Source organism: Parafrankia sp. EUN1f, from assembly GCF_000177675.1.
Classification (GTDB): domain Bacteria; phylum Actinomycetota; class Actinomycetes; order Frankiales; family Frankiaceae; genus Parafrankia.
The window spans coordinates 18,377-43,964 of sequence record NZ_ADGX01000071.1; the positions used below are offsets into that span (position 1 = coordinate 18,377).

A 25,588-nucleotide genomic window follows, 5' to 3' on the forward strand; every position below is an offset into this window, starting at 1 on the left:
CCGCGCGCCCTAATATCAGTTCGATGATGACCACGGCGGAAGGCGGCGACGCCCGCCGCGGTGGGCCCGCACACGACCACGCCCCGACCGCGGCCGTTGATCCGGTCGGTGATCCGGCCGATGCCGCGAGCGGTGGCCTGGTGGGCGATGGGGCGGATGAGGGGGCCGACGCGGGCCAGGTCATCGCCCGCTACCTCGATCATGTGGACGGTGAGCGCGGGCTGGCGCGCAACTCGGTGCTCGCCTACCGACGGGATCTGCGTCGCTACCACGAGCACCTGTCGGGGCGTGGAATCAGGTCGCTCGGCGCGGTCGGCGAGGCGCAGATCGCGCAGTTCGCCATCACGTTGCGCACCGGCGACGAGTCGCATCCGCCGCTCGCGCCGGCGTCGGTCGCCCGGATGCTGGTCGCAGTGCGGTCGCTGCATCGCTACGCGGCCCGCGAGGGAGATGTGAGCGCGGACGTGTCCGGGCCGGTCCGGCCGGCGGCGCCGCCGCGGCGTCCACCCCGGGCCCTGACGGTCGACCAGGTGACGGCGCTCATCCTGCAGGCCGGGGCGGCCGCGGGGGCGGACCAGTCCGGCCCGGCCCGCCGGCTGCGCTCCGCGGCTCTGCTCGAGCTGCTGTACGGGACCGGTGCGCGGATCTCGGAAGCGGTCGGGCTCGACCTCGACGATCTCGATCTGGACGGGTCCGCGGTCCGGCTGCGCGGCAAGGGCGGGCGGGGCCGGGTGGTGCCCCTGGGGCGCTACGCGGTGATCGCGCTGGAGCGGTATCTGCGGGCCGGCCGGCCGCTGCTGGTGGCCGGCCCCGGCAGTGCTGGAGCTGGCAGTGCTGGAGCTGCCAGCGCTGGAGCAGGCCGTGCTGAAGCTGGCGGGGCGGGTGCGGAGGGCGCCGGAGCCGGCGTCGCAGGCGGTGCCGGGGCCTTGGGTGAAGCCGATGCCGTGGGTGGTGCCGATCCGGCGGTGGGGGTGGGCCCGGCGGTGTTCGTCTCGCGGCGGGGTACCCGGCTGTCCCGCCAGAGCGCCTGGTCGGCGTTGCGGGCGGCGGCGGATGCGGCCGGCGTGACCGGGGCGTCACCGCATGTGCTGCGGCACTCGTTCGCGGCCCATCTGCTCGATCGCGGCGCGGATGTACGGGTCGTCCAGGAGCTGCTGGGTCACGCGTCGGTCAGCACGACCCAGATCTACACCCTGAAGAACACAGACCTGACGACCATGGACCATCTTCGCGAGGTGTACACGTCGTCGCATCCGCGGGCGGTGCCGTGCCCATGCTCAGGCACGACCGCAACAGCGACAGCGCCGGCGGTGACGAGACCGTCCGTGCCGGCGCCGGTCGGAGAGCGGCCGATCGGCGATGGTGATCCGATCGGCGCAGGTGATCGTGATGGTGTCCGGTCGCCCGAGGCGGGGACGTAACCGCCCGCCTCAGGACGGTGACCGGGAGGCCGGCTCAGGACGGGGTGTACGGCCCGAGGCTCGGCATGCCGTTGGAGGGCGCGGGCGAGGGAACCCCGCCGACACCGCCGACCGACTGGTTGCTGCGCTCGGCCAGGGTCTCGCCCACCTTGCGCGCGATCGCTTCCATCAGGCGCAGTGCCTGCGGCAGCGACAGGTTCAGCACCACTTCGCTGTCGTTCGTCATCGCGAAGCGAACCGATACGTCCGCCATTGCTCGACCTCTCTCGCCTGACTCGGAAGGTCTACCTACCGAAGATCTGTCTGGTGCGTATGACTGGGGTACGTGTGACTGGGAACGGTACGGCCCATCTCGGACGAACGCACGCTCGGGGTTCCCTGAAGCAGGCCACCCCTCACGGTGTGTCAGATCGTTGGCGCTCCATGTCGCGGTCAGAGTTCTGTGCGGATCCGCCACTGGTCCTGCTCCTTCGCCGGTCGCGACGCTTTTCCTGAGGTCCGCGCTGCTGTTCGTCGGGCCTGGGGTGCAGGCCGGCCCGGGAGTCGCGGTCGCGATCGTAGCTGCCCCGTTGTTCCCTCATAGTCCACTATCGGGTGAGTGTCCGCGCCGGCGGGGTGGGGAAAAATGTCCTGCCGTCTCCCGTTGTGGCATCTGTGCTGACCGTGGGCCTTCGTCGGATCTGACGCCCAGTCCACGTGAGCGCCCCGGGGCCTGGCGGATGACCCGGGCAACTGGGAGCGGAGTCACAGGCAGCGACGCGCACCGGCACCTGCGGGCCGATTCGGGCAGGATGGGTCTGTGACCTCAGCCGCGCCCTCTCTTCCTGACGTCTCCTCCCTCGCGATCGGCATCCTGGGCGGTTCCGGGCCCCAGGGTGGCGGGCTCGCGGTCCGTTTCGCGCTGGCCGGGCACCGGGTGCTCGTCGGATCGCGCTCGGCGGAGCGCGGTCGGGACGCCGCCGCCAAGCTCTCCGGGGCCGGGCGGCTCGTCGAGGGTGGGGACAACGCCGACGTCGCCGAGCAGGCGGACGTGGTCATCATCGCGGTGCCCTGGGAGGGCCACGGCGAGCTGCTCGCCGACCTGCGCAAGCAGCTGGCGGGCAAGATCGTCATCGACTGTGTCAACCCGATGGGCTTCGACAAGGGTGGCGCGTTCGCGCTGCCGGTCGAGGAGGGCAGCGCCGCGCAGCAGGCCGCGGCCGTGCTGCCGGACAGCACCGTCGTCGGTGCCTTCCACCACGTCTCCGCGGTCCTGCTCATGGACGTGTCGGTCGCGTCCATCGACACCGACATCCTGGTGGTCGGCGACGACCGCCCGGCGACCGACACGGTGATCGCGCTCGCGAACCGGATCCCCGGGATGCGGGGCATCTACGCCGGCAAGCTGCGCAACGCCGGTCAGGTCGAGGCGCTCACCGCGAACCTCATCTCCGTCAACCGCCGCTACAAGGCGCACGCCGGCCTGCGGGTCACCGACGTCTGAGGCTTCTGAGGACGTCTGAGACGACCGACGACCGCGGAGACGTCCGAAGCGCCTCCCGGCGCGGGCTCGGGTGAGACTGGCCGTATGACATTCCCGCCGGCGGCACCGTTCCCGGGCTCGTCCCGCGGGCCCGCCCGTGACGACCTGGGCGCCCGTGACGACTCGGGCGCCCGTGACGACCTGGGTGATCTGGTGCCCGTGCCGGCGGTGGTCCGGCGGGTGGTGTCCCTGGTGCCGAGCCTGACGGAGTCCGTCGCGGCGAGCGCGCCGGAGCTGCTGGTGGGCGCCACCGACTGGTGCTCCCACCCGCCCGGTCTGGCGGTGCGCCGGGTGCGTGGGACGAAGAACCCGGATCTGGCCGCCATCGGGGCGCTGGCGCCCGACCTGGTCTGTGCCAACGCGGAGGAGAACCGCGCGGAGGATCTGGCCGCGTTGCGGGCGGCGGGTCTCGCGGTCTGGGTCACCGCGCCGACCACCGTCCCCGCGGCGCTGCGCAGCCTCGACCGGATGCTGCGGCTGGGCTGCGGCCTGGCGCGCCCGGACTGGCTGGATGCCGCGGAGCAGGTGTGGGCGGAACCGTTCCGTGGCCCGCGCCGCCGCGCGATCATCCCGATCTGGCGGCGGCCCTGGATGGCTGTCGGGCGGGACACCTTCACCGGCGACGTGCTGGCCCGGCTCGGAGTGGACAACGCGCTGGCCGGATCCGAGCAGCGCTACCCGCGGGTGGACATCGCCGCGCTGCCACCGCACGACCTGGTGGTGCTGCCGGATGAGCCGTACGCGTTCAGCCCGTCCGATGGCCCGGAGTCGTTCGAGGCCCGGGCGGTCTGCGTGTCCGGCCGGCTGCTGACGTGGTACGGCCCGTCCCTGGTGCAGGCACGGGCCGACCTCGCGAACGCGCTGGGGTTCCAGTAGTCGCTGGTCAGACCGCTGGCCGGCGGCTCATGGCCGGCGGCTCGATGGCCGGCGGTCAGTAGCTGTGCTCCACCGTCGGGTACACCCCGCGGGAGACCTCGTCGCTGTACGCCGCCGCCGCGTCGGCCAGTGCCGTCCGCAGCTCGGCGAAGCGCTTGACGAAGCGCGGTGAGTGGCCGCCGCTCAACCCGGCCATGTCCTGCCAGACGAGCACCTGCGCGTCGCAGTCCGCGCCCGCGCCGATGCCCACGGTGGAGATCGTCAGCTCCTTGGTCACCCGGGCGGCCAGATCGGCGGGCACGACCTCCAGCACGACCGCGAACGCGCCGGCCTCCTGCAGGCCCAGCGCGTCGGCGAGCAGCACGTCACCGGCGCGGTCACGCCCCTGGACGCGGTAGCCGCCCAGCGTGTGGACACTCTGCGGGGTGAGGCCCAGGTGGCCGACCACCGGGACGCCGGCGGCGACGAGCGCCTCGACCTGTGGCAGCACCCGCGCGCCGCCCTCGAGCTTGACCGCCTGCGCGCCGCCCTCCTTGAGGAACCTGGCGGCTGTCTCCAGCGCCTGCTGCGGGCTCGACTGGTAGGAGCCGAAAGGCAGGTCGGCGACGACCATCGCGTTCGACGCGCCGCGCACCACCGCCCGCACCAGCGGGATCATCTCGTCGACCGTGATCGGAACGGTGGTCTCGTAGCCGTAGACCGTGTTCGCGGCGGAGTCGCCGACGAGCAGGACCGGGATACCGACCTCGTCGAAGATTCCGGCCGAGAGGACGTCGTAGGAGGTGAGCATGGCCCACTTCTCGCCCCGCTCCTTGGCGGCGCGGATGTCGCGCACCGTCGTCCGGCCGCTGCGGCCCAGGCGGATCGAACGGGTCGAGCGGATCGTGCTCCGCGCGCCGGGCGCGCCGGGCGCGCCGGTGGTGCCGGATGCATCGGTCGCGGGGGGTGCGGTGGCGGTCGCGGCGGTGGTCGGCGCGCCGTAGAGCGTCGCCGCCTCGTCGCTGCCGTCGGCGGCGCCGGCTGGGGTGGAGCTGGGGCCGCCCGCAGCGGAGGGGGTGGAATTGCCGATCGACGAGTCCATACAAACTCCCGGTGAGCCGTCCGGGCGCGGGATCGCGTCCCGGCGTGGCTCCATGCTGCCACCGAAAGGGCCGTCGCCGACAGGTCTGGCGCGGGCCTGCCTGTACCGGGCCATCATTCGTGCCGGTGATGTCGCCAGCTGTGCCGGAACGGCTGCGGGCGGTGTTCTGACGGATGCACGTCGTGGAGGAATCGGTCGGGTGTGGTGTGGCCGGCCGGCGCGGGTGCGTTACTCAGGCGTGTTGTTCGCGCAATCAGATGCATGTGGCGTCGAACGCACGTACTCTCCGATCTTGACAAATCCTCGGGGCCGGGAAACACCGGCACGATGAGCCCGGTGTCGACCGGGCCAGGCATTCGCGGCCGTGCTCCACGGCCGCGTGACGTGAATGGTGCGAAGAAGGCGCGGGTGGCGGCGGGCATGCGGATGGATCGGCCGGGCGACCGGCGCAGGCGCGACGCCTTCCACAGGCGACCCGGCAAGGCGGTCTGATGTCGGTGGCTCATGCCAACGGGACGGACCCGCGTGAACACTCGTCCCGGCCACCGTCAGGTGTGGCCCGCCCACCGGGGCGGCCCCGGGACACCCGGCGTGACCCGCTGATCATCGAGGCGACCCTGACGGAGCTCGCCGCCAACGGCTTCGGGGGCCTGTCCATGGAGGCGGTCGCGGCCGCGGCGGGCGTGGGCAAGGCCACCGTGTACCGGCGGTGGCCGACGAAGGGCGCCCTGGTCGCCGAGGCGCTCGCGACCCTGGCCACCTCGCACGAGCCGCATGACACCGGATCCCTGCGCGACGACCTGGTCGCGACGGTGAACGCGGTGCGCCGGCACAGCATCCAGACGCTGTCGGGGCGGATCATGCCCCGCGTGCTGGCGGAGAAGGAGTCCCACCCCGACCTGTTCGACACCTACCGCCAGCAGGTGATCGTCCCGGCCCGGGAACAGGTCGCGAACGTGCTGCGCCGCGGGGTGGCCAGCGGTGAGCTCAAGGCCGACCTCGACGTCGACCTGGCGACGGACATGCTCGTCGGCCCGGTCTCCTACCGGCAGTACACCGCCGGCAGCAACGAGGTGAGCGGGACGCGGATAAGCCAGATCGTCGACACCGTTCTGGGTGGCATCCGCGCCGACTGAGGCTCCCCGCGGCTGGCCTGGCCGACGCTGACCGAAGCGCCCCGCGGCTGGGCTGGTCGACGCCGCCGGAAAATCGCGTGGGTGCGCTCTGTGTGCACGGGTAGCATCGCGATCGGGGAGGCACCCCGCCGCGCGTGCGTGGCCCCGCCCGGCTCCGGCCGGCGTCGGGTGCCGGGCATCAGGTGCCGGCGTGGGCGGCCGTCCCGACAAATGAACAGCCTCCAGAGTTCATCACCAGCCATGGTCAGGGCGTGCGTGGGTGCGCCCGGCCATCCGTCCACTGCCGCAGGAGAATCCGGTGTCCGACGTCCGCGTTACCGTTCAGCGAGGTCAGCAGGCCGAGGAGCGGGTGGTGCGGGCGGGTACGACGGCCGCCGAGCTCTTCGACGGCGAGCGGTCGGTGATCGCCGCCCGGGTCGGTGGCCGCCAGCGTGACCTGGCCCATCCACTGGCCGCGGGGGACGTCGTCGAGCCGATCACCGTCGACTCGCCGGACGGTCGGGCGATCGTGCGCCACTCGTGCGCGCACGTGGTCGCCCAGGCCGTGCAGGACCTGTTCCCCAAGGCGAAGCTCGGGATCGGCCCGCCGATCCAGGACGGCTTCTACTACGACTTCGACGTCGAGCGCCCCTTCACCCCGGAGGACCTCAAGGCCGTCGAGAAGCGCGCCCAGGAAATCATCAAGTCGGGCCAGCGGTTCTCCCGCCGGGTCGTCACCGACGACGAGGCCCGCGCCGAGCTCGCCGACGAGCCGTACAAGATCGAGCTGATCGGGCTGAAGTCGAGCGCGGGTGACGACGCCGAGGCCTCGGTCGAGGTGGGCGCGGGCGAGCTCACCATCTACGACAACCTCGACCCGAAGTCGGGCGAGCTGTGCTGGAAGGACCTGTGCCGCGGGCCGCACGTGCCCACCACCCGGCACATCCCCGCGTTCGCGGTGCAGCGCTCCGCGGCGGCCTACTGGCGGGGCAGCGAGCGCAACCCGCAGCTGCAGCGCATCTACGGCACCGCCTGGGAGTCGCGGGAGGCGCTGAAGGAGTACCAGCACCGCCTCGCCGAAGCGGAGAAGCGCGACCACCGGCGCCTCGGCGCCGAGCTGGACCTGTTCTCGTTCCCGACCGAGATCGGCCCGGGGCTGGCCGTGTTCCACCCCAAGGGCGGCGCGATCCGCACCGTCATGGAGGACTACTCGCGCCGCCGGCACATCGAGGCCGGGTACGAGTTCGTGAACACCCCGCACATCACCAAGTCCGACCTGTACGAGATCTCCGGGCACCTGGACTGGTTCGCCGACGGCATGTACCCGCCCATGCAGCTCGACGGCGGGGCGGACTACTACCTCAAGCCGATGAACTGCCCGATGCACATCCTGATCTTCCGGTCGCGCGGCCGGTCGTACCGGGAGCTGCCGCTGCGGCTGTTCGAGTTCGGCACCGTCTACCGGTACGAGAAGTCCGGCGTCGTGCACGGCCTGACCCGGGTGCGCGGGCTCACCCAGGACGACGCGCACCTGTTCTGCGCCCGTGAGCAGCTCCCGGAGGAGCTCGACTCCGTCCTGAAGTTCGTCCTCGGGCTGCTGCGCGACTACGGCCTGGAGGACTTCTACCTGGAGCTGTCGACCCGTCCCGAGGGCAAGGCGATCGGCTCGGACGAGGAATGGGCGGAGGCCACCGAGCTGCTGCGCGAGGCCGCCTCCAAGCAGGATCTCGAACTGGTGATGGACGAGGGCGGCGGCGCCTTCTACGGTCCGAAGATCTCGGTGCAGGCCAAGGACGCGATCGGGCGGACCTGGCAGCTGTCCACCATCCAGGTGGACTTCCAGCTCCCGCAGCGCTTCGACATGACCTACCAGGCCGCCGACGGCACCCGCCAGCGCCCGTTCATGATCCATCGGGCGCTGTTCGGGACGATCGAGCGATTCTTCGCGATCCTGCTGGAGCACTACGCCGGCGCGCTGCCGCCGTGGCTGGCCCCGGTGCAGGTCGTCGGCATCCCGATCACCGACGAGCACGTGCCCTACCTGGCCGACGTCGCGGCGAAACTGCGGGAACGCGGCATCCGGGTGGAGGTCGACTCCTCCGACGACCGGATGCAGAAGAAGATCCGCACCGCGCAGAAGCAGAAGGTCCCCTTCATGCTGCTGGCAGGCGACGAGGACGTCTCGAAGGGCGCGGTGTCCTTCCGCTTCCGCGACGGGACGCAGCGTAACGGTGTGCCGGTGGACGAGGCCGTCGCCGAGATCCTCGACGTCGTGGAGCGCCGCGTCCAGGTCTGAGCCGCGAACGCGAGCGTGGACCCGGAGACCACGCCGGGTCCACGGAGTCCACGGAACAGCGACCAGCATCGTGGGCCGCTGTTCGGGCCGGTCCCCGACCCACCCTCGTGGCCGAGGTCAGGGAAGGGTCATCGAGTGCAGCACCCGACCTGCGCCGTCACGGGCGAACAGTGACAGCGGCGGCCTGGCCTCCGCCTGTTCGGGGCTGTCGACCGTCCTGCTCCAGTAGAGGGCGAACGCGCCTGTGTCGCCGAAGGCGACGTTGACTGCCTCGCCGTCCGGGATCACGGCGAACAGTTCCTTCACCTCGAGGGAAACCCGCCCGAAGGCGTGCCAGAACCAGGTCGGGCGCACCCAGTCGACCACGCCGTCCACCTTGGTGCTCGTACTGAAGACCTCGATCGGTGTCACCGGCGGCCGGGAGAAGTCGGGGTCGCGGTCCGAGGCCCACCACTGGAGCATGGGCTCGTCGGACCAGGAGAAGTCCGGTGGGCCGTCGCGGCTGACCAGGTTGACCAGGCAGGCGGCCAGACCCCGGCTGTTCTGGACGAGCACGAGGGGGCCGTCGACCGCGACGAGCAGCCGGCCACTGCTGTCCGGCGCGCTGCCGCCCGGCGCGCTGCCGCCCGGGGCCACCGGACCGCGGATGTTCCCCGGGGCGCAACGGTGGACGACGGCTGCCTCGGCGGCGGTGTCGAGATCGAGCAGCGGTCGGCTCTCGACGAAGCGGAGCGTGACCGGTTCACCCCCGGCCCGGCGGGGAGCACGACAGGCGGGAGCCCGGGCGTGCCGGAAGGCGCGGCCGGTGTCGCCCCGGTTACCGCATCGCCGCACGCGGCCAGTGCGACGACCACCGCGGCGAAGATGCCGGCGGATCGCCAACATCTCCGAAGACCCGTGCGGTCGACTCGCGGCGAGTGCTGTTCCGTCAGCCCACTGGCACACCCGATGCGCAACCGAACCTCCCTGGCCCCGCGAACGCCGCCGACTGCCACCGGTGGGCAGCGACACCCGTCTCGATCTTGTCTCGGAGGGAGTGTCAGGGGCAACTCAACCCCTACCTGGACGAGATCGCCGCCAGGCTCCGCGCGCGGCCTCCGGGTGAGGGTCGAGCCGGTGACCCGGCCAACGGGGGAGGACTCATTCCCGTTCGCGCTCGCGCCAGCGGGAGGTGATCGGCAGGCGGCGGTCGCGGCCGAACGCCTTGGAGGTCACCTTGGGGCCGGGCGGGTTCTGCCGCCGCTTGTACTCGGCGAGGTCGACGAGGCGGATCACCCGGTCGACCGTGGCCGGATCGTGGCCGGCGGCGGTCAGCTCGGCCCGGCCGAGGTCATGGCTGACATAGTCGTCGAGGACGGCGTCGAGCTCGGTGTAGTCGGGCAGCCGGTCGGAGTCGAGCTGCCCCGGGGCGAGCTCGGCCGACGGCGGCTTGACGATGATCTCCTCCGGGATCGGCGGGACCTCCCCGCGGGCCGTCGCCTGCGCGTTGCGCCAGCGGGAGAGCGCCCACACCATCGTCTTCGAGACGTCCTTGATCGGGGCGAAGCCGCCGGCGCTGTCGCCGTACAGGGTGGAGAAGCCGGTGGCCAGCTCGCTCTTGTTGCCGGTGGTCAGCACGAGGTGGCCGTGCTCGTTCGACAGCGCCATCAGCAGCGTTCCGCGCACCCGTGCCTGCAGGTTCTCCGCGGCCAGGCCGTGCAGGCCGCCGGCGGCGGCGAGCGCCGCGTGGAAGGCCGCGACGGTCGGCTCGATCGGGACGACGCTGTGCTGGGTGCCCTGGCGGCGGGCCAGCTCCGCGGCGTCGTCCAGCGACCCCTGGGACGAGTGGGCCGAGGGCATCGCGACCGTGTGCACGGCCTCGCCGCCGAGGGCGTCCACCGCGATCGTGGCGACCAGGGCCGAGTCGATGCCGCCGGACAGGCCGAGCGCCACCGAGCGGAAGCCGTTCTTGCGGACGTAGTCGCGGGTGCCCGTGACCACCGCGGCGTACAGCTCACCGACGGGGTCGGGGCGCTGCGCGATCTGGTGCGGCCGCGGCTCCCAGGCCGGCAGTGGCTCGCCGGCCAGCACGATGTGGCTGACCTCCATCATGGTGCCGTCGCCGGCGGCGACCTGGCCGGTCATCCCGGTGGCCGTTCCCGGGGTGTTGCGGGCGGGCAGGTCGAGATCGACGGTGAGCAGGGTCTCCTCGAAGACCGGTGCCCGGGCGAGGACCGCCCCGGTCGGGTCGACGACGAGCGAGTCGCCGTCGAAGACCAGCTCGTCCTGGCCGCCGACCAGGTTGATGTAGGCGAGGGTGGCGTCCGCTTCGCGGGCCCGGCGTGCGCACAGCTCGTCCCGGTGGAAGGACTTGCCCTGCTCGTAGGGCGAGCCGTTGATGCACAGCAGCAGCCCGACCCCGACCTTGCGGGCCACGGCGACGGGGCCGCCGGCCTGCCAGAGGTCCTCGCAGACGGTGAGGCCGACGTCCACGCCGTGCAGGCGGAAGACGGGGAAGGTCGTGCCGGGCACGAAGTAGCGGAACTCGTCGAAGACGCCGTAGTTGGGCAGGTGGTGCTTGGCCGAGCGGGCGGCGACGCGGCCCTGCCACAGGACGGCGACACAGTTCTGTGGCTCGCCGGCGGGGCGCCCGACCGCCGGCGCCGGGGTGGGGGAGGCGTCGAGGTACCCGACGACGACGGCGACGGAGCCCGTTCCCTCCTCGTCGAGGCGGGCCGCGAGCCGCTCCAGCGTCGCCGCGGAGGCCGCCACGAAGGAGCGGCGCAGGACGAGGTCCTCGGCCGGGTAGCCGGTCAGGGTCATCTCGCCGAAGGCGACCAGATGCGCGCCCTGGGTCAGTGCCTGTTTGGTCCAGGAGCTCACCAGGTCGGCGTTGGCGTCCAGATCTCCGACGGTGGTGTCCACCTGGGCGAGGGCGATCCGAAGCTGGGCCATACCAGCAGCGTAGGCCGCGATCGCCGGCCCGGCGGTCGGTGATGGGCTGCTGGGGCGCAGGTGACACCGGGCATTGCGACCGCGCAACTTCGCTGTAACGTGCGGAGCCCGAGGTGCGATCAGTCGCTACTCTCGGGTCGAAGCACCCGGTGGCACCGTGTCCCGACCTGGAACCGGAACGCACGGCCGGATGATGACTCGGCTCGCCGTGCAGACGAGTCCGCACTCACGCGCGGAGGGCCCGTGGACAAGCAACAGGAATTCGTTCTCCGCACCCTCGAGGAACGTGACATCCGGTTCGTCCGGCTCTGGTTCACGGATGTGCTCGGCGTGCTGAAGTCCGTCGAGATCGCGCCCGCCGAGCTGGAGGGTGCGCTGGCGGAGGGCATCGGGTTCGACGGCTCGGCGATCGAGGGCTTCGCCCGGGTGCACGAGGCGGACATGCTCGTCCGGCCCGACCCGTCCACCTTCCAGGTGCTGCCGTGGCGCGGTGAGCACCCGATGACCGCCCGGATGTTCTGTGACCTGATCATGCCGGACGGCACGCCGGCCGCCGCGGACTCCCGCTGGGTGCTGCGCCGCACCCTGGCGAAGGCCGCCGACGCCGGGTTCACCTTCTACACCCACCCCGAGATCGAGTTCTTCCTGCTCAAGCATCCGCCGACCCGCGGCGGCCCGGTGCCGCCGCCGGTGGACGAGTCGGGCTACTTCGACCTGACCCCGAACGACATCAGCCATGACTTCCGCCAGCAGGCCATCAGCGTGCTGGAGCGCCTCGGCATCTCGGTGGAGTTCAGCCACCACGAGGTCGCGCCCGGCCAGCAGGAGATCGACCTGCGGTACGCCGACGCGCTCACCATCGCCGACAACATCATGACCTTCCGCCAGGTTGTGAAGGAGGTGGCGCTGCGGCAGGGCATCTACGCGACGTTCATGCCCAAGCCGTTCAGCGACCAGGCCGGCTCGGGCATGCACACCCACATGAGCCTGTTCGAGGGCGACCGCAACGCCTTCCACGACCCGACCGACGAGTACCAGCTGTCGAAGGTGGGGAAGGCCTTCATCGCCGGGGTGCTGACGCACGCCGCGGAGATCACCGCGGTGACGAACCAGTGGGTGAACTCGTACAAGCGGCTGGTGGGTGAGGGGCGCGCCGGCGAGCTGCGGGAGGCGCCCGCCTACGTCTGCTGGGGCCACAACAACCGGTCGGCCCTGGTGCGGGTACCGCTGTACAAGCTGAACAAGGCGAACACGGCCCGGGTCGAGTTCCGCTCCCCGGACAGCGCCTGCAACCCGTACCTGACCTTCGCGCTGATGCTCGCCGCCGGACTGCGCGGCGTCCAGGGCGGTTACGAGCTTCCGGCGCCCGCGGCGGACGACGTGTGGACGCTCACCGACTCCCAGCGCCGCGAGCGTGGCATCACCGAGCTGCCCGGATCGCTCGCCGAGGCGATCACCGCGATGGAGAACTCGTCGCTGGTCCGTGAGACGCTTGGCGACGAGTTGTTCGACTTCTTCCTACGGAACAAGCGCTCCGAATGGATCGAGTACCGCCGCCAGGTCACGCCCTTCGAGATTGACCGGTACCTTCCGACGTTGTGAGTGACCGGCCGGCCAGGGGCGTCGACCCCCGCCGGAACACCGTCGGCGCCCAGCTTGCCCGGCTGGGCTTCTCCGACGTCGAGCGGGTCGCGGCCACGATGAGCCGGCTCGGGCTGCTGCCCCCGCCGGACGGGGCGGCGCCCGCAGGGCCCGCGGAGCCCGCCGGGCCTGCCGCCGGGCTCGCGGTGAATGTCATCATCGGCGAGCTCGCCGCCTCGGCGGACGCCGATCTCGCCCTGCGCTGCCTCGAACGGCTGGTCGAGGCCCAGCCCGCCGGGGCACAACCCCGGCTGTTGCCGGCACTGGCCGACAATCCCGGTCTGCGCCGCCGGCTGATCGCCGTGCTGGGCGCGAGCTCGGCGCTGGGGGACCACCTCGTCGCCCATCCGCTGGACTGGATGATCCTCGCCCCGGACGAGGCCACCGCGGGGCCGTCGGACCAGGCCGCCATCCGCCGCGGCCTGCTGCGTGCGGTCGGCGCCGACCCGGCGGCCGCCGTGCCCCGGGCCCGCGAGGACGGCGTGGCGGTCCTCGACGCGCTGCGGCTGGCCTACCGGCGTGCGCTTCTGGTGCTCGCCGCGCGGGACCTCACCGGCACCGTGTCGCTGGACGACGCCACCGCGGAGCTCGCGGACCTGGCCGGGGCGGCGCTCGACGCCGCGCTCGCGGTCGCCCGCGCCGGAGCGAGCCCGGCGGATGTGCCCGTCCGCCTGGCGATCATCGGCATGGGTAAATGCGGCGGACGTGAGCTGAACTACGTCAGCGACGTGGATGTGCTGTTCGTCGCCGAACCGGCCGCCGACCACGGGCCGGGGGCGCTCGGGGAACCGGGGGCGCCGGGGGAGCCGGGGGAGCCGGGAGACCACCCCGGCGTCGGCGCCCCGCCCGACCTGGAGGCGACGCTGCGTGCCGCCACCAGGCTGGCCGAGGGTGTCGTGCGGGTGTGCGGCACGTCCACCGCGGCCGGCGAGCTGTTCCCGGTGGACGTCAACCTGCGGCCCGAGGGCCGGCACGGCGCGCTTGTGCGCACCCTGGAAAGCCATCGCGCCTACTACCGGCGCTGGGCACGGACCTGGGAGTTCCAGGCGCTGCTCAAGGCCCGCCCGGTGGCCGGCGACCTCGAACTGGGGGCGCGCTTCGGCGAGATGATCGCACCGCTGGTGTGGACGGCGGCGTCACGCCCCGACTTCGTCACGGACGTCCGGGCCATGCGGCGCCGGGTGGAACGGTCGCTGTCCCGTTTCGAGGCCGACCGCAACCTCAAACTCGGCCCCGGCGGGCTGCGTGACGTCGAGTTCGCCGTGCAGCTGCTGCAGCTCGTCCACGGCCGGGCGGACGCCAAGCTGCAGGTGGCCGCCACCCTGGACGCCCTGGACGGGCTGCGGCGCGGAGGCTACGTCGGCCGCCGCGACGCGGCCGGGTTCGCCGACGCCTACCGGTTCCTGCGGGTCGCCGAGCACCGGCTGCAGCTGCAGCGGCTGCGCCGGCTGCACACCCTGCCCCGGGATCCCGGCGAGCTGCGCTGGCTGGCGCGCTGCATGGGGCTGCCGGGCGCCGCCGAGCTGGAGGACGAGCACCGGCGGGTGACCCGCACCGTCCGGTCCCTGCACGAGAAGCTGTTCTACCAGCCGCTGCTGGAGGCGGTGGCGCGGCTGTCGGCGGGGGAGATGCGGCTGACCCCGCAGGAGGCCGCGGACCGGCTCGCCGCGCTCGGTTTCGCCCAGCCCGCGCGCTGCCTGCGCCACATCGAGGCGCTGACCAACGGGGTGAGCCGCACCGCCGTCATCCAACGGCGCCTGCTGCCCGCCATGCTGCCCGCGTTCGCGGACGCACCCGAGCCGGACGCCGGGCTGCTCGCCTACCGGCAGGTGAGCGAGGCACTGGGGCGCACGCCGTGGTACCTGCGCCTGCTGCGGGACTCGGCCGGGGCCGCGGACCGCCTCGCGCGGGTGCTCGCGACGAGCCGCTACGTCGCCGACCTGATGACCCGCGCGCCGGAGTCGGTGCGGCTGCTGCGCACCGAGGAGGAGCTGCGGCCGACCTCGCGCGAGGCGATGGTGCGCACCCTGCTCGCGGTGTCGCGACGCAACCCCGAGGCCGCGGACGCGGTCGGCCGGGCGCGGGCGGTGCGGCGGGTGGAGCTGGTCCGCATCGCCTGCGCGGACCTGCTCGGTCTGCTGGACGTGGGCGCTGTCGGGCAGGCGCTGTCCGACGCGGCCGCCGCGACCGTGGAGGCGGCGCTGCTCGTCGCGCGCCGCCGCGTCGCCGGCGGGGACGACGAGGCGCTGCCGGTGCGGCTCGCGGTGATCGCGATGGGACGTCTGGGTGGCCGTGAGCTGTCCTATGGCAGTGACGCCGACGTGCTGTTCGTCCACGAGGCGCTGCCGGGCACGCCGCAGCCGCTGGCCGCCCGGCTCGCCGCCGACGTCATCGGTGAGCTGCACCGCCTGCTTGCGCTTCCCGGGCCCGACCCGGCCCTCGCCCTGGACGCCGGACTGCGCCCCGAGGGCCGCGGCGGCCCGCTGTCGCGGACGGTCGAGGGCTACGCGGCGTACTACGACCGGTGGTCACTGGGGTGGGAGGCGCAGGCGCTGCTGCGCGCCGAGCCACTGGCCGGCGACGCCGAGCTCGGTGCCCGGTTCTGCGCGCTCGCGGACCGGATCCGCTACCCGTCGGCGCTGCCGGCGGGCACGATCGCCGAGATCCTGCGGTTGCGCGGGCGGATGGAGCGTGAGCGTGTCCCGCGCGGAGTCGACCGGGCGATGCACGTGAAGTTCGGTCCCGGCGGGCTGACGGACGTCGAGTGGACCGTGCAGGTGCTCCAGCTTCGGCACGCCCACCGCGTCCCGGCGCTGCGCACGACCGCGACCCGCGCCTGTCTGCGCGCGGCCGCGACGGCCGGCCTGCTCGCGCCTGCGCAGCTGTCCGCGCTGGATGCGGCCTGGACCCTGGCCTCCCGGGTGCGCAACGGCGTCATGCTGACGTCCGGGCAACGCGGTGATCTTCTTCCGGGCGTGGCGCCCGGCCTGGAACGGGTCGCCCGCGCGCTCGGCTACCCCGCCGACGAGGTGGACCAGCTGCCCGGTGACTACCGCCGGGCAGCGGCACGTGCGCACGCGGTCGCCCTGGACGTGCTCGGCCGCGAGCAGTGAGCCTTTTCCGTCACACCCGGGGATCGGTGCGCACCCGACGGGCGGTTCACCGGCTCCGGTACGGGATGCGCCGAACCGGAGCCGATGGACGAGCGGTCCCGCGGGCGGCGAGGCCCGCCCGCGAGTATCCGTCCGCGGGATCTGACGTCAGACCGTGACGGTGGCCTCGGCGCCCTGCGACGGCACGAACAGGGTCGGCTTGTCGCCGGCCAGCGCGCTGCAGCAGGTGTCGATCATGAGCGCGGAGACCACGTACGGGTCCATGTTCGCGTTCGGACGGCGGTCCTCGATCCAGCCCTTCTTGGCCTTCTCGACGGCCCACGGGATCCGGACCGACGCGCCGCGGTCCGAGGCACCCCAGGAGAACTTGTTCCACGGGGCGGTCTCGTGCTTGCCGGTGAGGCGGTCCTGGATGCCCGTCCCGTAGTGGGTGACGTGCTCCAGAACCCGGGGGGCAAGCGACTCGCAGACGGTGACGATCGCGTCCCAGCTCTCCATGGTCTGCTTCGTGGAGAAGTTGGTGTGCGCGCCGGCGCCGTTCCAGTCACCGAGAACCGGCTTCGCGGCGAAGGAGACCGTGGTGTCGAAGTCCTCGGCGATGCGGTGCAGCAGCCAGCGGCCCAGCCAGATGTGGTCGCCGATCGTAGGCGCCGGCAGCACGCCGATCTGGAACTCCCACTGGCCCATCATGACCTCGGCGTTGGTGCCCTCGATCGCGAGGCCGGCGTCCAGGCACGCCTGGGTGTGACGCTCGACGATGGCCCGGCCGGGCATCTTCTCGCCGCCGACGCCGCAGTAGTACGGGCCCTGCGGCTCGGGGAAGCCGACCGCCGGCCAGCCGAGCGGCCGGCCGTTCTGGAAGAACGTGTACTCCTGCTCGATGCCGAACATCGGGGTCATGTCGGCGTACTTGTCGGCCACCGCGCGGGCGATGGCACGGGTGTTCGTCGGGTGCGGCGTGAAGTCGGTCAGCTGCACCTCGCACAGGACGAGCACGTTGTCGCCACCGCGCAGTGGGTCCGGAACGGTGACGACGGGCTGCAGCACGCAGTCGGAGTTCGACCCCGGGGCCTGGTTGGTGCTGGAGCCGTCGAAGCCCCAGATCTCCGGCTCCTTGCCGCTCTTGACGATGCGGGTCTTGCTCCGCATCAACGGCTCCGGCTCGGTGCCGTCGATCCAGATGTATTCGGCCTGATAGCTCACTAGTACTCCCCGTGGTTGACGTGTCACGTGACGGAGCGACTGTGTGATCGGCCGGGGGAGGGCCGACCCCGGCCGCGACTGACGGGAGGGTTCGTCCGGAGCTTGGTCGGGCCCGGTTTCCAATCAGTTCCCGTCTTGTTAATTCTCGGTCACTCGGTTGTTGCCGGGCGGCCAAAGCCGTGCCTCGAAGCGAATACCGGGCGAGCCGCGACAGATGCGGAACGGAAAAGCGGCTGTAACGAGAGAAGGCCCGTGTCCAGGGGTTCACGGACACGGGCCCCGCCTCATCGGCCGATCCCGCCACGGCCTTGCCGAGGATATTCCGGTGGGTCTGACCGCAGGTCTTCGCCGACCAGTCGGAGGTCCGGACCACGGGTGCGGAGCGGAGGTCCGGCGCGGCGCAGTCCTAGGTCATGCCGAAAGCCACCGAAAGCCACCGAGGGCCACCATGCGCGGTGTGTCGAGAGACGGTGGAACCCCATTGGTGACGCTGGTGGAGGACCGGGACGGAATCGAGACTCAGATGTCGTAGTAGAGGCTGAACTCGTAGGGGTGGGGCCGCAGCCGGATGGCGTCGACCTCGTTCACCCGCTTGTAGTCGATCCAGGTCTCGATGAGATCGCCGGTGAACACGTTCCCCTCGCGGAGGAAGTCGTTGTCGGCCTCCAGCGCCTCCAGGACCTTCTCCAGGGAGCCGGGCACCTGCGGGACGGCGGCCAGCTCGTCCGGAGGGAGCTCGTAGAGGTCCTTGTCGATGGGGTCCGGCGGGTCGATCTTGTTCTTGACCCCGTCGAGACCGGCCATCAGCATCGCCGCGAACGCGAGGTACGGGTTGCAGCTCGGGTCGGGCACCCGGAACTCGACCCGCTTCGCCTTCGGCGAGTCACCGCCGAGCGGGATCCGGCAGCAGGCCGAGCGGTTGCGCGCCGAGTAGACGAGGTTGACCGGCGCCTCGTAGCCGGGCACCAGCCGCCGGTAGGAGTTCGTGGTGGGGTTGGTGAACGCGAGCAGGGCCGGCGCGTGGTGCAGCAGCCCGCCGATGTAGTGCCGGGCGGTGTCGGAAAGCCCGCCGTAGCCGTTGGGGCTGTAGAAGAGCGGCTCGCCGTCCTTCCAGAGGCTCTGGTGGGTGTGCATGCCGGAGCCGTTGTCCTCGAACAGCGGCTTGGGCATGAACGTCACCGTCTTGCCCCGGGCGCGGGCCACGTTGCGGATCACGTACTTGTAGAGCATCAGGTTGTCGGCCGTCTTGAGCAGCGTGTCGAACCTGATGTCGATCTCGGCCTGGCCGGCGGTGCCTACCTCGTGGTGCTGCATCTCGACGGTGATACCGACATCGAAGAGCACCCGGCTCATCTCCGAGCGCAGGTCGGTGAAGTGATCCGTCGGCGGCACCGGGAAGTAGCCGCCCTTGAAACGGGGCTTGTAGCCGAGGTTCCCGCCCTCCTCCTTGCGTGCGGTGTTCCAGGCGGCCTCGACCGAGTCGACCGCGTGCATCGAACCGTACGGGGTGTAGTCGTACCGCACGTCGTCGAAGATGTAGAACTCGGCCTCGGGCCCGAAGTACGCGGTGTCGGCGATGCCGGTGCCGCGCAGGTACTCCTCGGCCTTCCGTGCGATGTTGCGGGGATCCCGCGAGTACTGTTCCTTGGTGATCGGGTCGTGGATGAAGAAGGTCATCGCGAGGGTGGAGTGCTCGCGGAAGGGGTCGACGAAGGCCGTCCGCGGGTCCGGCAGCAGCAGCATGTCCGATTCGTGGATCGCCTGGAAACCGCGGATCGACGACCCGTCGAACATGAGACCGTCACTGAAGACCGACTCGGAGAAGACCTCCGCCGGGATCGTGAAGTGCTGCATGACGCCGGGCAGGTCGCAGAACCGTACATCAATGAACAGAACTTTTTCGTCACGGATATAGCGGAGTACGTCGTCGGCGTTCGTGAACATCCACCCTCCAGCGTTCTTCAGGCTTCCAATGACTGACAGAGTACGCTCTGATCGGTTGCGCGGTGTCACCGCGTGGCGCGTCGAGGGAATCAACGCACCGTTTCGTGGATGTTACGTTAACGGCGTTGGTGACGTTCTGTCATGGCCCTGGTGGCGCGAGCGGGCCGCATAGGCTTGCGTGGTGGGACGCGCACTCGGAGGTTGGCTGGAGGGCCCCGGTCTGCCCCGGGACACGCCGCCCGGAGCCCGGCTCGGGCTTCCGGCGGACGGGCCCGGTTCGGTGGTGGGCTTCGGGCCCCGGATCATTGCGTACATCGTCGACGGCGTGCTGGCGAACCTGCTGGTCGGCCTGCTCTTCGTGGTCGGGGTCGACGCGGCGGCGGACATCCGCGGCCTGGCGATCTACGGTGCCTTCCTCCTGGAGGAACTGGTGCTGGTCACGGTGGCCGGGCAGACGATCGGCATGCGGCTCGCGGGGATCAGGGTGATCCGGGTGCGGGACTTCGGGCGGCAGAGCTGGCCGTGGGTCCTGGTCCGGACGCTGCTGTTGGCCCTGCTGGTCCCGGCGTTCATCTGGGACCGTGACCTGCGCGGCACGCACGACCGCGCCGCGGGCACGGTCGTCGTGCGTGACGAGATCGTCCCGTCGAAGGCCTGACGTACAGGCCGTGGAGACAGCCGCGGCCTGAGCGGAAGGCGAGACACCGACGCCCACGTCCCCGCTCGGGGACGTGGGCGTCATGACGTTGATGGGCCGCCGCGACCGCTGGCCGCCGCCGCGGCGCGGCGGGCGGGTTCAGCGCGGGCGGCCGCCGCGGGGGATGTTGCGCGGGATCGGGCCCTTCGGAATCGGCAGGACGGGGCTGCTCACGGCCCGCAGTCGGCGCTCGAGGGCGTCGACGTCGCGCTTGCGCAGCTCACGGCGCAGCCGCATGAGGGTGCTCTGCAGCTTCGGCAACGGGATCTCGCCCTCGCCGTTGCCGACGATGTAGTCGACCATCGGCGCCTCACCGACGATCTTGCGGATGCGTCGTTTCTCGGCGGCGAGCAGCTCCCGAGGCCCGCGCCCGCGGCCCTCCGCGATGAGTACCACGCCAGCCCGGCAGACCACGCGATGGACCACATCCTGGTGCCGGTTGACCCCGACGGCGGGGGTGAGGCGCCAGTCACCGCGCATGCGCTCCACCACGCCGGCCGCCGCGCCGGGCTTGCCTTCCATCTCCGCGTACGCGGTCTTCTGGACCCGGCGGCTGAAGACATTGAGGGCCACCACGATGCCCAGCAGGATCGCGATCGGCAGCCAGACATACAGCGGGCCGACGAAGACTCCGAGCAACACGCCGATCACCACCGGCACGGCCAGCCCGAGCAGGCTTAGCCAGAGCACCTGCGGATCGCGCTGCCGGGTGATCTTGTAGACCATCCGGATCTGGGCGAGCCTGCCCGGCGCGCCGGCGCCCGCGCCGCCGGACGCGGGACCGGTGGCCCGGCCGGCCTTCTCCGGCTGGTCGGCCTTGCCCGACCCTGCCTTCGAGCCCGCCTTGGCGCCGGCCTTCGGACCGCCGTTGCCGGCCCCGCCGTTCTTGGCGGCCCCGCCACTCCTGCCAGCCCCGCCACTCCTGCCAGCCATGGTGCTCCGCTCCGGGCCACGTGGGCCATCACCAGCCGCGCCCGGTCCGTTCCGCCCCGCGGCGCTGGCCTTGCCCGACCGACGGGACGACCCGCCACCACTTGTTCCGTTCCCACCCACGGCCGCGAGCGCCGGCTCCCCGCCGGCACCGGTCGGCTTCCTCCGCAGCGCCATAGGCGCGAGCCTACGGCCTTCGCGGGCCCGGCTGGTGGCCCGGTCGGCGCCTGCGGGTCAGGAACGTGCGGCGGCGGCGGCGCGGGCGCGCGGCGGGGAGACCCGAGGCTTGGGGGCGCGCCCGGTGGAGCCGCGGGTTCCCGGGGCCCTGGCGACCGCTGGCCGCGGCGCCGACTCCCGCTCGCGCGGCGCCGGGCAGTCGCCCCCGGCGGCCGCTGCCACCGGGCGGGTGACCAGCGGCGCACCCGTCCTCGCCTCCGCGGGTATGCCTGCGTGGGCGGTCGTCGCCGGCGGGACCGCCGGCGACGGGACGGACGCGTTCGCCGGGGCGGGGACCAGGCCGAAGGCGGAGACGGAGATCTGGTCGACCCAGCGGTAGCCGGTCGTGACGTGCAGGTCGGTGGCGGCCCGCCAGGCGTTGTGGCGAGCGGTGCGCTGGCCGCCGTGCGGCAGGACGAGAAGAGTCAGTTCCTCAAGGGCGGAGAGGAGTGAGCGGAACACGGTGTCGACGACCTCCCGACGCGGTCGTGGAGCCCGAGGCGGGACAGGTGCCCCGCCGGAACAGCACTGAGTGTGAAGGCGCGGGCGTCGCCGATTACTCCCGCAGCTGGCGGAGATGACGGGGGTGCCCGCAGCGCGGCGAGCCCCGTGTCTTGTGACCGCCGCGTGACGCAGGCACGAGCCTAGTCGTCCGGGGTAGTCATCACCAGCGCACTCGTCACCCGGTGTGAGAGTCGTGCGACACACTTTGGGAGGTAACCGCCTCACCCCGGGCAGTTTCACTACGGAAGGTAATTGCCTGCTGGTAGAGGCGGCCGGCGCGGTAGGAGGAGCGGACGAGGGGGCCGGACAGGACGCCGGCGAAGCCGATCTCGGTGCCGCGTTGCTGCCAGGCGATGAACTCGTCGGGGTGCACCCAGCGTTCGACGGGGTGGTGGCGGGGGGTGGGGCGTAGGTACTGGGTGACGGTGAGCAGGTCGCAGCCGGCGTTGTGCAGCGAGGTCATGGCTTCCTCGACCTCGTCATCGGTCTCGCCGAGCCCGAGGATCAGGTTGGACTTGGTGACGAGGCCGGCGGCGCGGGCGCGGGTGAGGACGTCGAGGGAGCGTTCGTAACGGAATCCGGGCCGGATGCGGCGGAAGATCCTCGGGACGGTCTCGAGATTGTGGGCGAGTACCTCGGGTGCCGCGCCGAAGACCTCGTCAAGCTGGTCGGGGTGCCCGGCGAAGTCGGGGATGAGGACTTCGACGCCGGTGCCGGGGGACTGTGCGTGGATGCGCCGGACGGTCTCGGCGTAGAGCCAGGCGCCGCCGTCGGGGAGGTCGTCACGGGCGACGCCGGTGACGGTGGCGTAGCGCAGGCCCATCGTCGACACGGATTCGGCGACGCGGCGTGGTTCGTCGGTGTCCAGGGGAGTCGGGCGGCCGGTGTCGATCTGGCAGAAGTCGCAGCGTCGGGTGCAGACGTCCCCGCCGATGAGGAAGGTGGCCTCGCGGTCCTCCCAGCATTCGTAGATGTTGGGGCAGCCGGCTTCCTCGCACACGGTGTGCAGGCCGGCGCCGTGGACGAGGCTGCGGACGTCGGTGTATTCGGGGCCGGTGCGCAGCCGGGTACGGATCCACGGGGGTTTGCGTTCGATCGGGGTCTGGGCGTTGCGGGCCTCGAGGCGTAGCAGTGGCCGGCCCTCCGGCACGACTGGCGTGGCCGTCATCCGGCGGCTCCTCCTTCGATGTCTCCGGCGCCGATCAGCGCGCCGGCCTGCGACTGCCGGCGGGCCTGCGCCTCGTAGCCGGCGGTGAGGTAGTCGGTGATGGCGCTGGTCAGGTGGCGCTCCACCACCGGGCGGGCGTCCGCCACCGTCACCGTGCGCCCCAGTTCCAGGCTGAGGCTGGTCACGCCAGCGTCGGAGATCCCGCACGGCACGATCCGGCCGAACGAGCCCAGGGCGGGGTCGCAGTTGAGCGCGAAGCCGTGCGTGGTGACCTTCCAGCTCACCCGGACGCCGATGGCGGCGAGCTTGCGGGTGCCGTCCGCCGTCCAGACCCCGGTGCGGCCGTCGACCCGGCGGGTCGCCACGCCGAACTCGGCGCAGACCGCGATCAGGCCGGCTTCGAGCATCCGGACGTAGGCGACGACGTCCAACGGCATCGGGAGCTGGACGATCGGATAGCCCACGAGCTGCCCGGGGCCATGCCAGGTGATGCTGCCGCCGCGGTCGACGTCGACGACCTCCGCCCCGTCCACCGGGCGGTCGGCGGGGTCGGTGCGCCGGCCCGCGGTGTAGACCTCGGGATGCTCGAGAAGGATCAGCGTGTCCTCGCCGCGCCCGTGACGGCGCTCCTCGGCCAGCGCGCGCTGCCTGCCCCAGGCCTCCTGATAGGGAACGACACCCAACTGCAGGACATCCACGTCCCGAGGGTACGCCGGTGGGACGACCGGCCCGGCCGGCAACGGACGAGTGGCTCGTCCCACCGGCTTCAGACCGGTCTGGCTTCCAGGGCGGATGTCACTCCGGCAGGCGGCGCGGTGAGACGCGTGTCTCGACCGCGGTTGCGCCCGGGCCCGGCTCGACCCGCCAGGCGTGGACGTCCGGCCGGTCCGAGACGGCCTCGACCAGCTCGGTGCCGCGGAAGTGCAGGCCGACGCCGTCGTCGGTGGCCCAGCCGGCGGGGAGCGTCCCGTCGGCCACGAGGCGCTGGTAGAGCGGGCGGCGCGCGCTCTCGGAGTCGTAGTGCGGGGTGTTGCTGTGTGGCAGCAGGCCGAGGCCGTTCGTGACCGGGCGCAGGTCCGGGCCGAAGGAGTCGGTGGTGCCGCCGACATGCCAGCACAGCGACCCGGCCGAGACGCCGCCCAGCACCACGCCGGCCTCCCAGGCCTCACGCAGGATCTCGTCGAGGCCGTGCACCCGCCAGAGCGCGAGCAGGTTCGCCACGCTGCCGCCGCCGACCCAGATGACGTCCTGGGCGAGCAGGTGGGCCCGCGGGTCGGCGACGTTCGGCATCGGGAACAGCGCCAGGTGGGAGACGGCGACGTCCGGCCGGTCCCGGTTCAGCGCCGCGTAGCCGCGGGCGTAGGCGGACTGGTCGTCGCCGAGAGCTGTCTGCAACAGGCAAAGCCGGGGCCGGCCGGTCGGCTCCGCGAGGGCGATCGCGTGATCCAGCAGCGGCCCGACCTTGGCACCCCACCTGCCGTCGGGCTGGAAGCCACCGCTTGTCGCGAGGATCTGCACAGCTGACTCCTGGTTGAGTTCGGCTCCTGGCTCGACCGAAGGCCCGGCCGGCTCGCTCCCACCGTTCGGAACGAAGTTATCCACAACAGCGGAAAGTGTCCTGCGAGGGTTGCCGGTTCGGCCTAGCGTCGACGATCGTGACCTTCACGGACGATTCCGGCGATCGGCCGGGCCGGCACGGCGGTGATCCCACGGTGCCGGGCATTATCCTTCGCCACCGGCGCTACGACGCCGGGGCCGGTGAGGTCTGGGCCGGTCGTGTCGAGCAGCTCGGCGCGGACGTCACGGTTCGGTACGTGCGGCTGCCGGCGGATCCGCTGGTGCGTGCCGAAGGGCTGGGGGAGATCCGGCGTCAGCTCGACGTCCGCCATCCGCACCTGGTCTCGGTGACCGATGCCATCCGGACGGCGGACGGGCTGGCAGTCGTGGCCGAGCCGGTGCCCGAGACCGTCAGCCTGTCCCGGCTGCTCGCGGCCCGGGGCCGGCTGGAGCCGGGCGAGGTCGTGACGATCGGCCTGCCCGTGGCGCAGGCACTCGCGGCGGCGCATGGCGCCGGGCTGGTCCACGGCGAGCTGACCGCGCTGGACATCCTGCTGGAACCGAACGGCCGGCCGGTGCTCGCCGGCGTCGGCGTCGCCGCCCTGACCAGCCCCGGCGGGTCTCCCGCGGACGACGTGCATGATCTCGCGGAGCTTCTGCTCGGGGCTATGAGCCAGGCCACCGGCCCCGACGCGGCCGCGGTCGCGGTGGCGGTCGCGATGGCGCTGATCGACGATCAGCTGCGCCGGCCGTCCGCGGCCGAGCTGGCCGCCGGCCTCGCACGCAGTGCCACCCCACTGCCGATCCGCATGACGGGCGTCTCGCCCGGCGGCTCCGTGGGCAGCGAGATCGAGCTCGCCTCCGACCCGTGGATCGACGAGGCGGAGCCGGTGGCAGACGCCGGTGATGATCTCGGTGGTGACCGCGACCGTGACCCGTGGGCCACGGGGCCGGAGTGGCAGGCCGGTCGCCGCCACACCGCGCGTGCCCAGGGCGGCGGCGAGGTTGTCGGTGAGGACGGGGCCGGCGGGCGGCTGCTGCCACCCGGCGGCGATCCTTCCGAGGCCGCTGTTCCGGACGTCTGGGCGGGCGGCGGGGCGGACGCGGCCTGGCAGGAGCCCGGCGAGCCCTCTTCGCCGCCGTCGGAGGGCATTGCGGAGGGCACTGCGGCGGGCGAACCCGCGGGTACGCCCCCCGGCCCCGGCCCCGGCGCGGGCGCGGCGAGCGGTCGAACCCAGCCGAGAGACGGCCGGACCGCACCCTCCGATCCGTCCGAGCTGGTGGGATCGCTGCACCCGGTGGGCCGTGATCGCCGCGGCGGCAAGGCGGTGCGTCGTGGCGGGCGGTCGGCGACCCCGGCACCGTCGGCG

At 72.3% G+C, this 25,588-nt stretch carries 20 protein-coding genes; 9 read left to right on the forward strand and 11 right to left on the reverse strand.

The genetic code is table 11. The features are described 5' to 3' along the window. Positions 1–23 precede the first annotated feature (23 nt). The gene (locus FREUN1FDRAFT_RS39985) at positions 24–1,421 is read left to right on the forward strand and encodes a tyrosine recombinase (protein ID WP_006542191.1); all 1,398 of its coding nucleotides are present in this window, start codon (positions 24–26) and stop codon (positions 1,419–1,421) included. A gap of 34 nt (positions 1,422–1,455) precedes the next feature. On the opposite strand, the gene FREUN1FDRAFT_RS21045 is transcribed toward FREUN1FDRAFT_RS39985, so the two are convergent. Then, a complete protein-coding gene (locus FREUN1FDRAFT_RS21045; RefSeq protein WP_006542192.1) occupies positions 1,456–1,674 on the reverse strand; it encodes a hypothetical protein in 219 nt (72 codons plus the stop codon). 546 nt (positions 1,675–2,220) lie between these two features. Here FREUN1FDRAFT_RS21045 and npdG point away from each other — a divergent pair. Then, on the forward strand, positions 2,221–2,904 hold the full coding sequence (npdG, locus tag FREUN1FDRAFT_RS21050) for an NADPH-dependent F420 reductase (protein ID WP_006542193.1): 684 nt from the start codon (positions 2,221–2,223) through the stop codon (positions 2,902–2,904). An 84-nt stretch (positions 2,905–2,988) separates the two neighbouring features. Beyond that, positions 2,989–3,819, forward strand: a complete 831-nt coding sequence (locus FREUN1FDRAFT_RS21055; RefSeq protein WP_006542194.1) for a helical backbone metal receptor — start codon at positions 2,989–2,991, stop codon at positions 3,817–3,819. A 55-nt stretch (positions 3,820–3,874) separates the two neighbouring features. Here the strand turns inward: FREUN1FDRAFT_RS21055 and panB are convergent, their stop codons facing one another. Further along, positions 3,875–4,900 carry a 3-methyl-2-oxobutanoate hydroxymethyltransferase gene (gene panB, locus FREUN1FDRAFT_RS21060; RefSeq protein WP_006542195.1) on the reverse strand — a complete coding sequence of 342 codons (1,026 nt, stop codon included), beginning with the start codon at positions 4,898–4,900 and terminating at the stop codon, positions 3,875–3,877. Positions 4,901–5,391: 491 nt separating this feature from the next. Between panB and FREUN1FDRAFT_RS21065 the strand changes: the two genes are divergently transcribed. Further along, positions 5,392–6,036 (forward strand): TetR-like C-terminal domain-containing protein, encoded by a 645-nt coding sequence (locus FREUN1FDRAFT_RS21065; RefSeq protein ID WP_006542196.1) that lies wholly within the window; start codon positions 5,392–5,394, stop codon positions 6,034–6,036. A gap of 298 nt (positions 6,037–6,334) precedes the next feature. Then, positions 6,335–8,311: a threonine--tRNA ligase gene (gene thrS / locus FREUN1FDRAFT_RS21070; RefSeq protein WP_006542197.1), complete on the forward strand. Its 1,977-nt coding sequence runs from the start codon at positions 6,335–6,337 to the stop codon at positions 8,309–8,311. A 117-nt stretch (positions 8,312–8,428) separates the two neighbouring features. Here the strand turns inward: thrS and FREUN1FDRAFT_RS21075 are convergent, their stop codons facing one another. Next, complete coding sequence (locus tag FREUN1FDRAFT_RS21075; protein ID WP_006542198.1) at positions 8,429–9,145, reverse strand: hypothetical protein; 717 nt, start codon at positions 9,143–9,145, stop codon at positions 8,429–8,431. 306 nt (positions 9,146–9,451) lie between these two features. Next, a complete protein-coding gene (locus tag FREUN1FDRAFT_RS21080) occupies positions 9,452–11,245 on the reverse strand; it encodes an NAD+ synthase (protein WP_006542199.1) in 1,794 nt (597 codons plus the stop codon). 243 nt (positions 11,246–11,488) lie between these two features. Between FREUN1FDRAFT_RS21080 and FREUN1FDRAFT_RS21085 the strand changes: the two genes are divergently transcribed. Both FREUN1FDRAFT_RS21085 and FREUN1FDRAFT_RS21090 read left to right on the forward strand, forming a co-directional pair. Then, entirely contained in the window at positions 11,489–12,847 is a 1,359-nt protein-coding gene (locus tag FREUN1FDRAFT_RS21085) for a glutamine synthetase family protein (RefSeq protein ID WP_006542200.1), read from the forward strand. Then, a complete protein-coding gene (locus FREUN1FDRAFT_RS21090; RefSeq protein WP_006542201.1) occupies positions 12,844–15,999 on the forward strand; it encodes a bifunctional [glutamine synthetase] adenylyltransferase/[glutamine synthetase]-adenylyl-L-tyrosine phosphorylase in 3,156 nt (1,051 codons plus the stop codon). The genes FREUN1FDRAFT_RS21085 and FREUN1FDRAFT_RS21090 overlap by 4 nt, the downstream gene beginning before the upstream one ends. Before the next feature lie 147 nt (positions 16,000–16,146). Here FREUN1FDRAFT_RS21090 and glnII read toward each other — a convergent pair whose 3' ends face one another. Both glnII and glnA read right to left on the reverse strand, forming a co-directional pair. Then, positions 16,147–17,202, reverse strand: coding sequence for a glutamine synthetase GlnII (glnII, locus tag FREUN1FDRAFT_RS21095; RefSeq protein WP_006542202.1), 1,056 nt, complete (start codon positions 17,200–17,202; stop codon positions 16,147–16,149). 519 nt (positions 17,203–17,721) lie between these two features. Continuing rightward, positions 17,722–19,146 (reverse strand): type I glutamate--ammonia ligase, encoded by a 1,425-nt coding sequence (glnA, locus tag FREUN1FDRAFT_RS21100; RefSeq protein WP_006542203.1) that lies wholly within the window; start codon positions 19,144–19,146, stop codon positions 17,722–17,724. Between the two features lie 181 nt (positions 19,147–19,327). Here glnA and FREUN1FDRAFT_RS21105 point away from each other — a divergent pair, with 181 nt between their 5' ends. Then, positions 19,328–19,804, forward strand: a complete 477-nt coding sequence (locus FREUN1FDRAFT_RS21105; RefSeq protein ID WP_232295316.1) for an RDD family protein — start codon at positions 19,328–19,330, stop codon at positions 19,802–19,804. A 138-nt stretch (positions 19,805–19,942) separates the two neighbouring features. Here the strand turns inward: FREUN1FDRAFT_RS21105 and FREUN1FDRAFT_RS21110 are convergent, their stop codons facing one another. The 5 genes from FREUN1FDRAFT_RS21110 to FREUN1FDRAFT_RS21130 form a co-directional block, all read right to left on the reverse strand. Beyond that, complete coding sequence (locus FREUN1FDRAFT_RS21110; RefSeq protein WP_035952767.1) at positions 19,943–20,950, reverse strand: DUF4191 domain-containing protein; 1,008 nt, start codon at positions 20,948–20,950, stop codon at positions 19,943–19,945. Between the two features lie 57 nt (positions 20,951–21,007). Continuing rightward, positions 21,008–21,451, reverse strand: a complete 444-nt coding sequence (locus tag FREUN1FDRAFT_RS21115) for a hypothetical protein (protein ID WP_006542207.1) — start codon at positions 21,449–21,451, stop codon at positions 21,008–21,010. Between the two features lie 217 nt (positions 21,452–21,668). Beyond that, the gene (gene lipA / locus FREUN1FDRAFT_RS21120; RefSeq protein WP_006542208.1) at positions 21,669–22,661 is read right to left on the reverse strand and encodes a lipoyl synthase; all 993 of its coding nucleotides are present in this window, start codon (positions 22,659–22,661) and stop codon (positions 21,669–21,671) included. Further along, positions 22,658–23,350 carry a lipoyl(octanoyl) transferase LipB gene (gene lipB, locus FREUN1FDRAFT_RS21125; protein ID WP_369809808.1) on the reverse strand — a complete coding sequence of 231 codons (693 nt, stop codon included), beginning with the start codon at positions 23,348–23,350 and terminating at the stop codon, positions 22,658–22,660. Before lipB ends, lipA begins: the two co-directional genes overlap by 4 nt. A gap of 106 nt (positions 23,351–23,456) precedes the next feature. After that, complete coding sequence (locus tag FREUN1FDRAFT_RS21130) at positions 23,457–24,179, reverse strand: peptidase E (protein WP_006542211.1); 723 nt, start codon at positions 24,177–24,179, stop codon at positions 23,457–23,459. A 137-nt stretch (positions 24,180–24,316) separates the two neighbouring features. Here FREUN1FDRAFT_RS21130 and FREUN1FDRAFT_RS21135 point away from each other — a divergent pair. Beyond that, a partial coding sequence (locus FREUN1FDRAFT_RS21135) for a protein kinase (protein ID WP_232295318.1) occupies positions 24,317–25,588 on the forward strand: 1,272 nt, incomplete at its 3' end.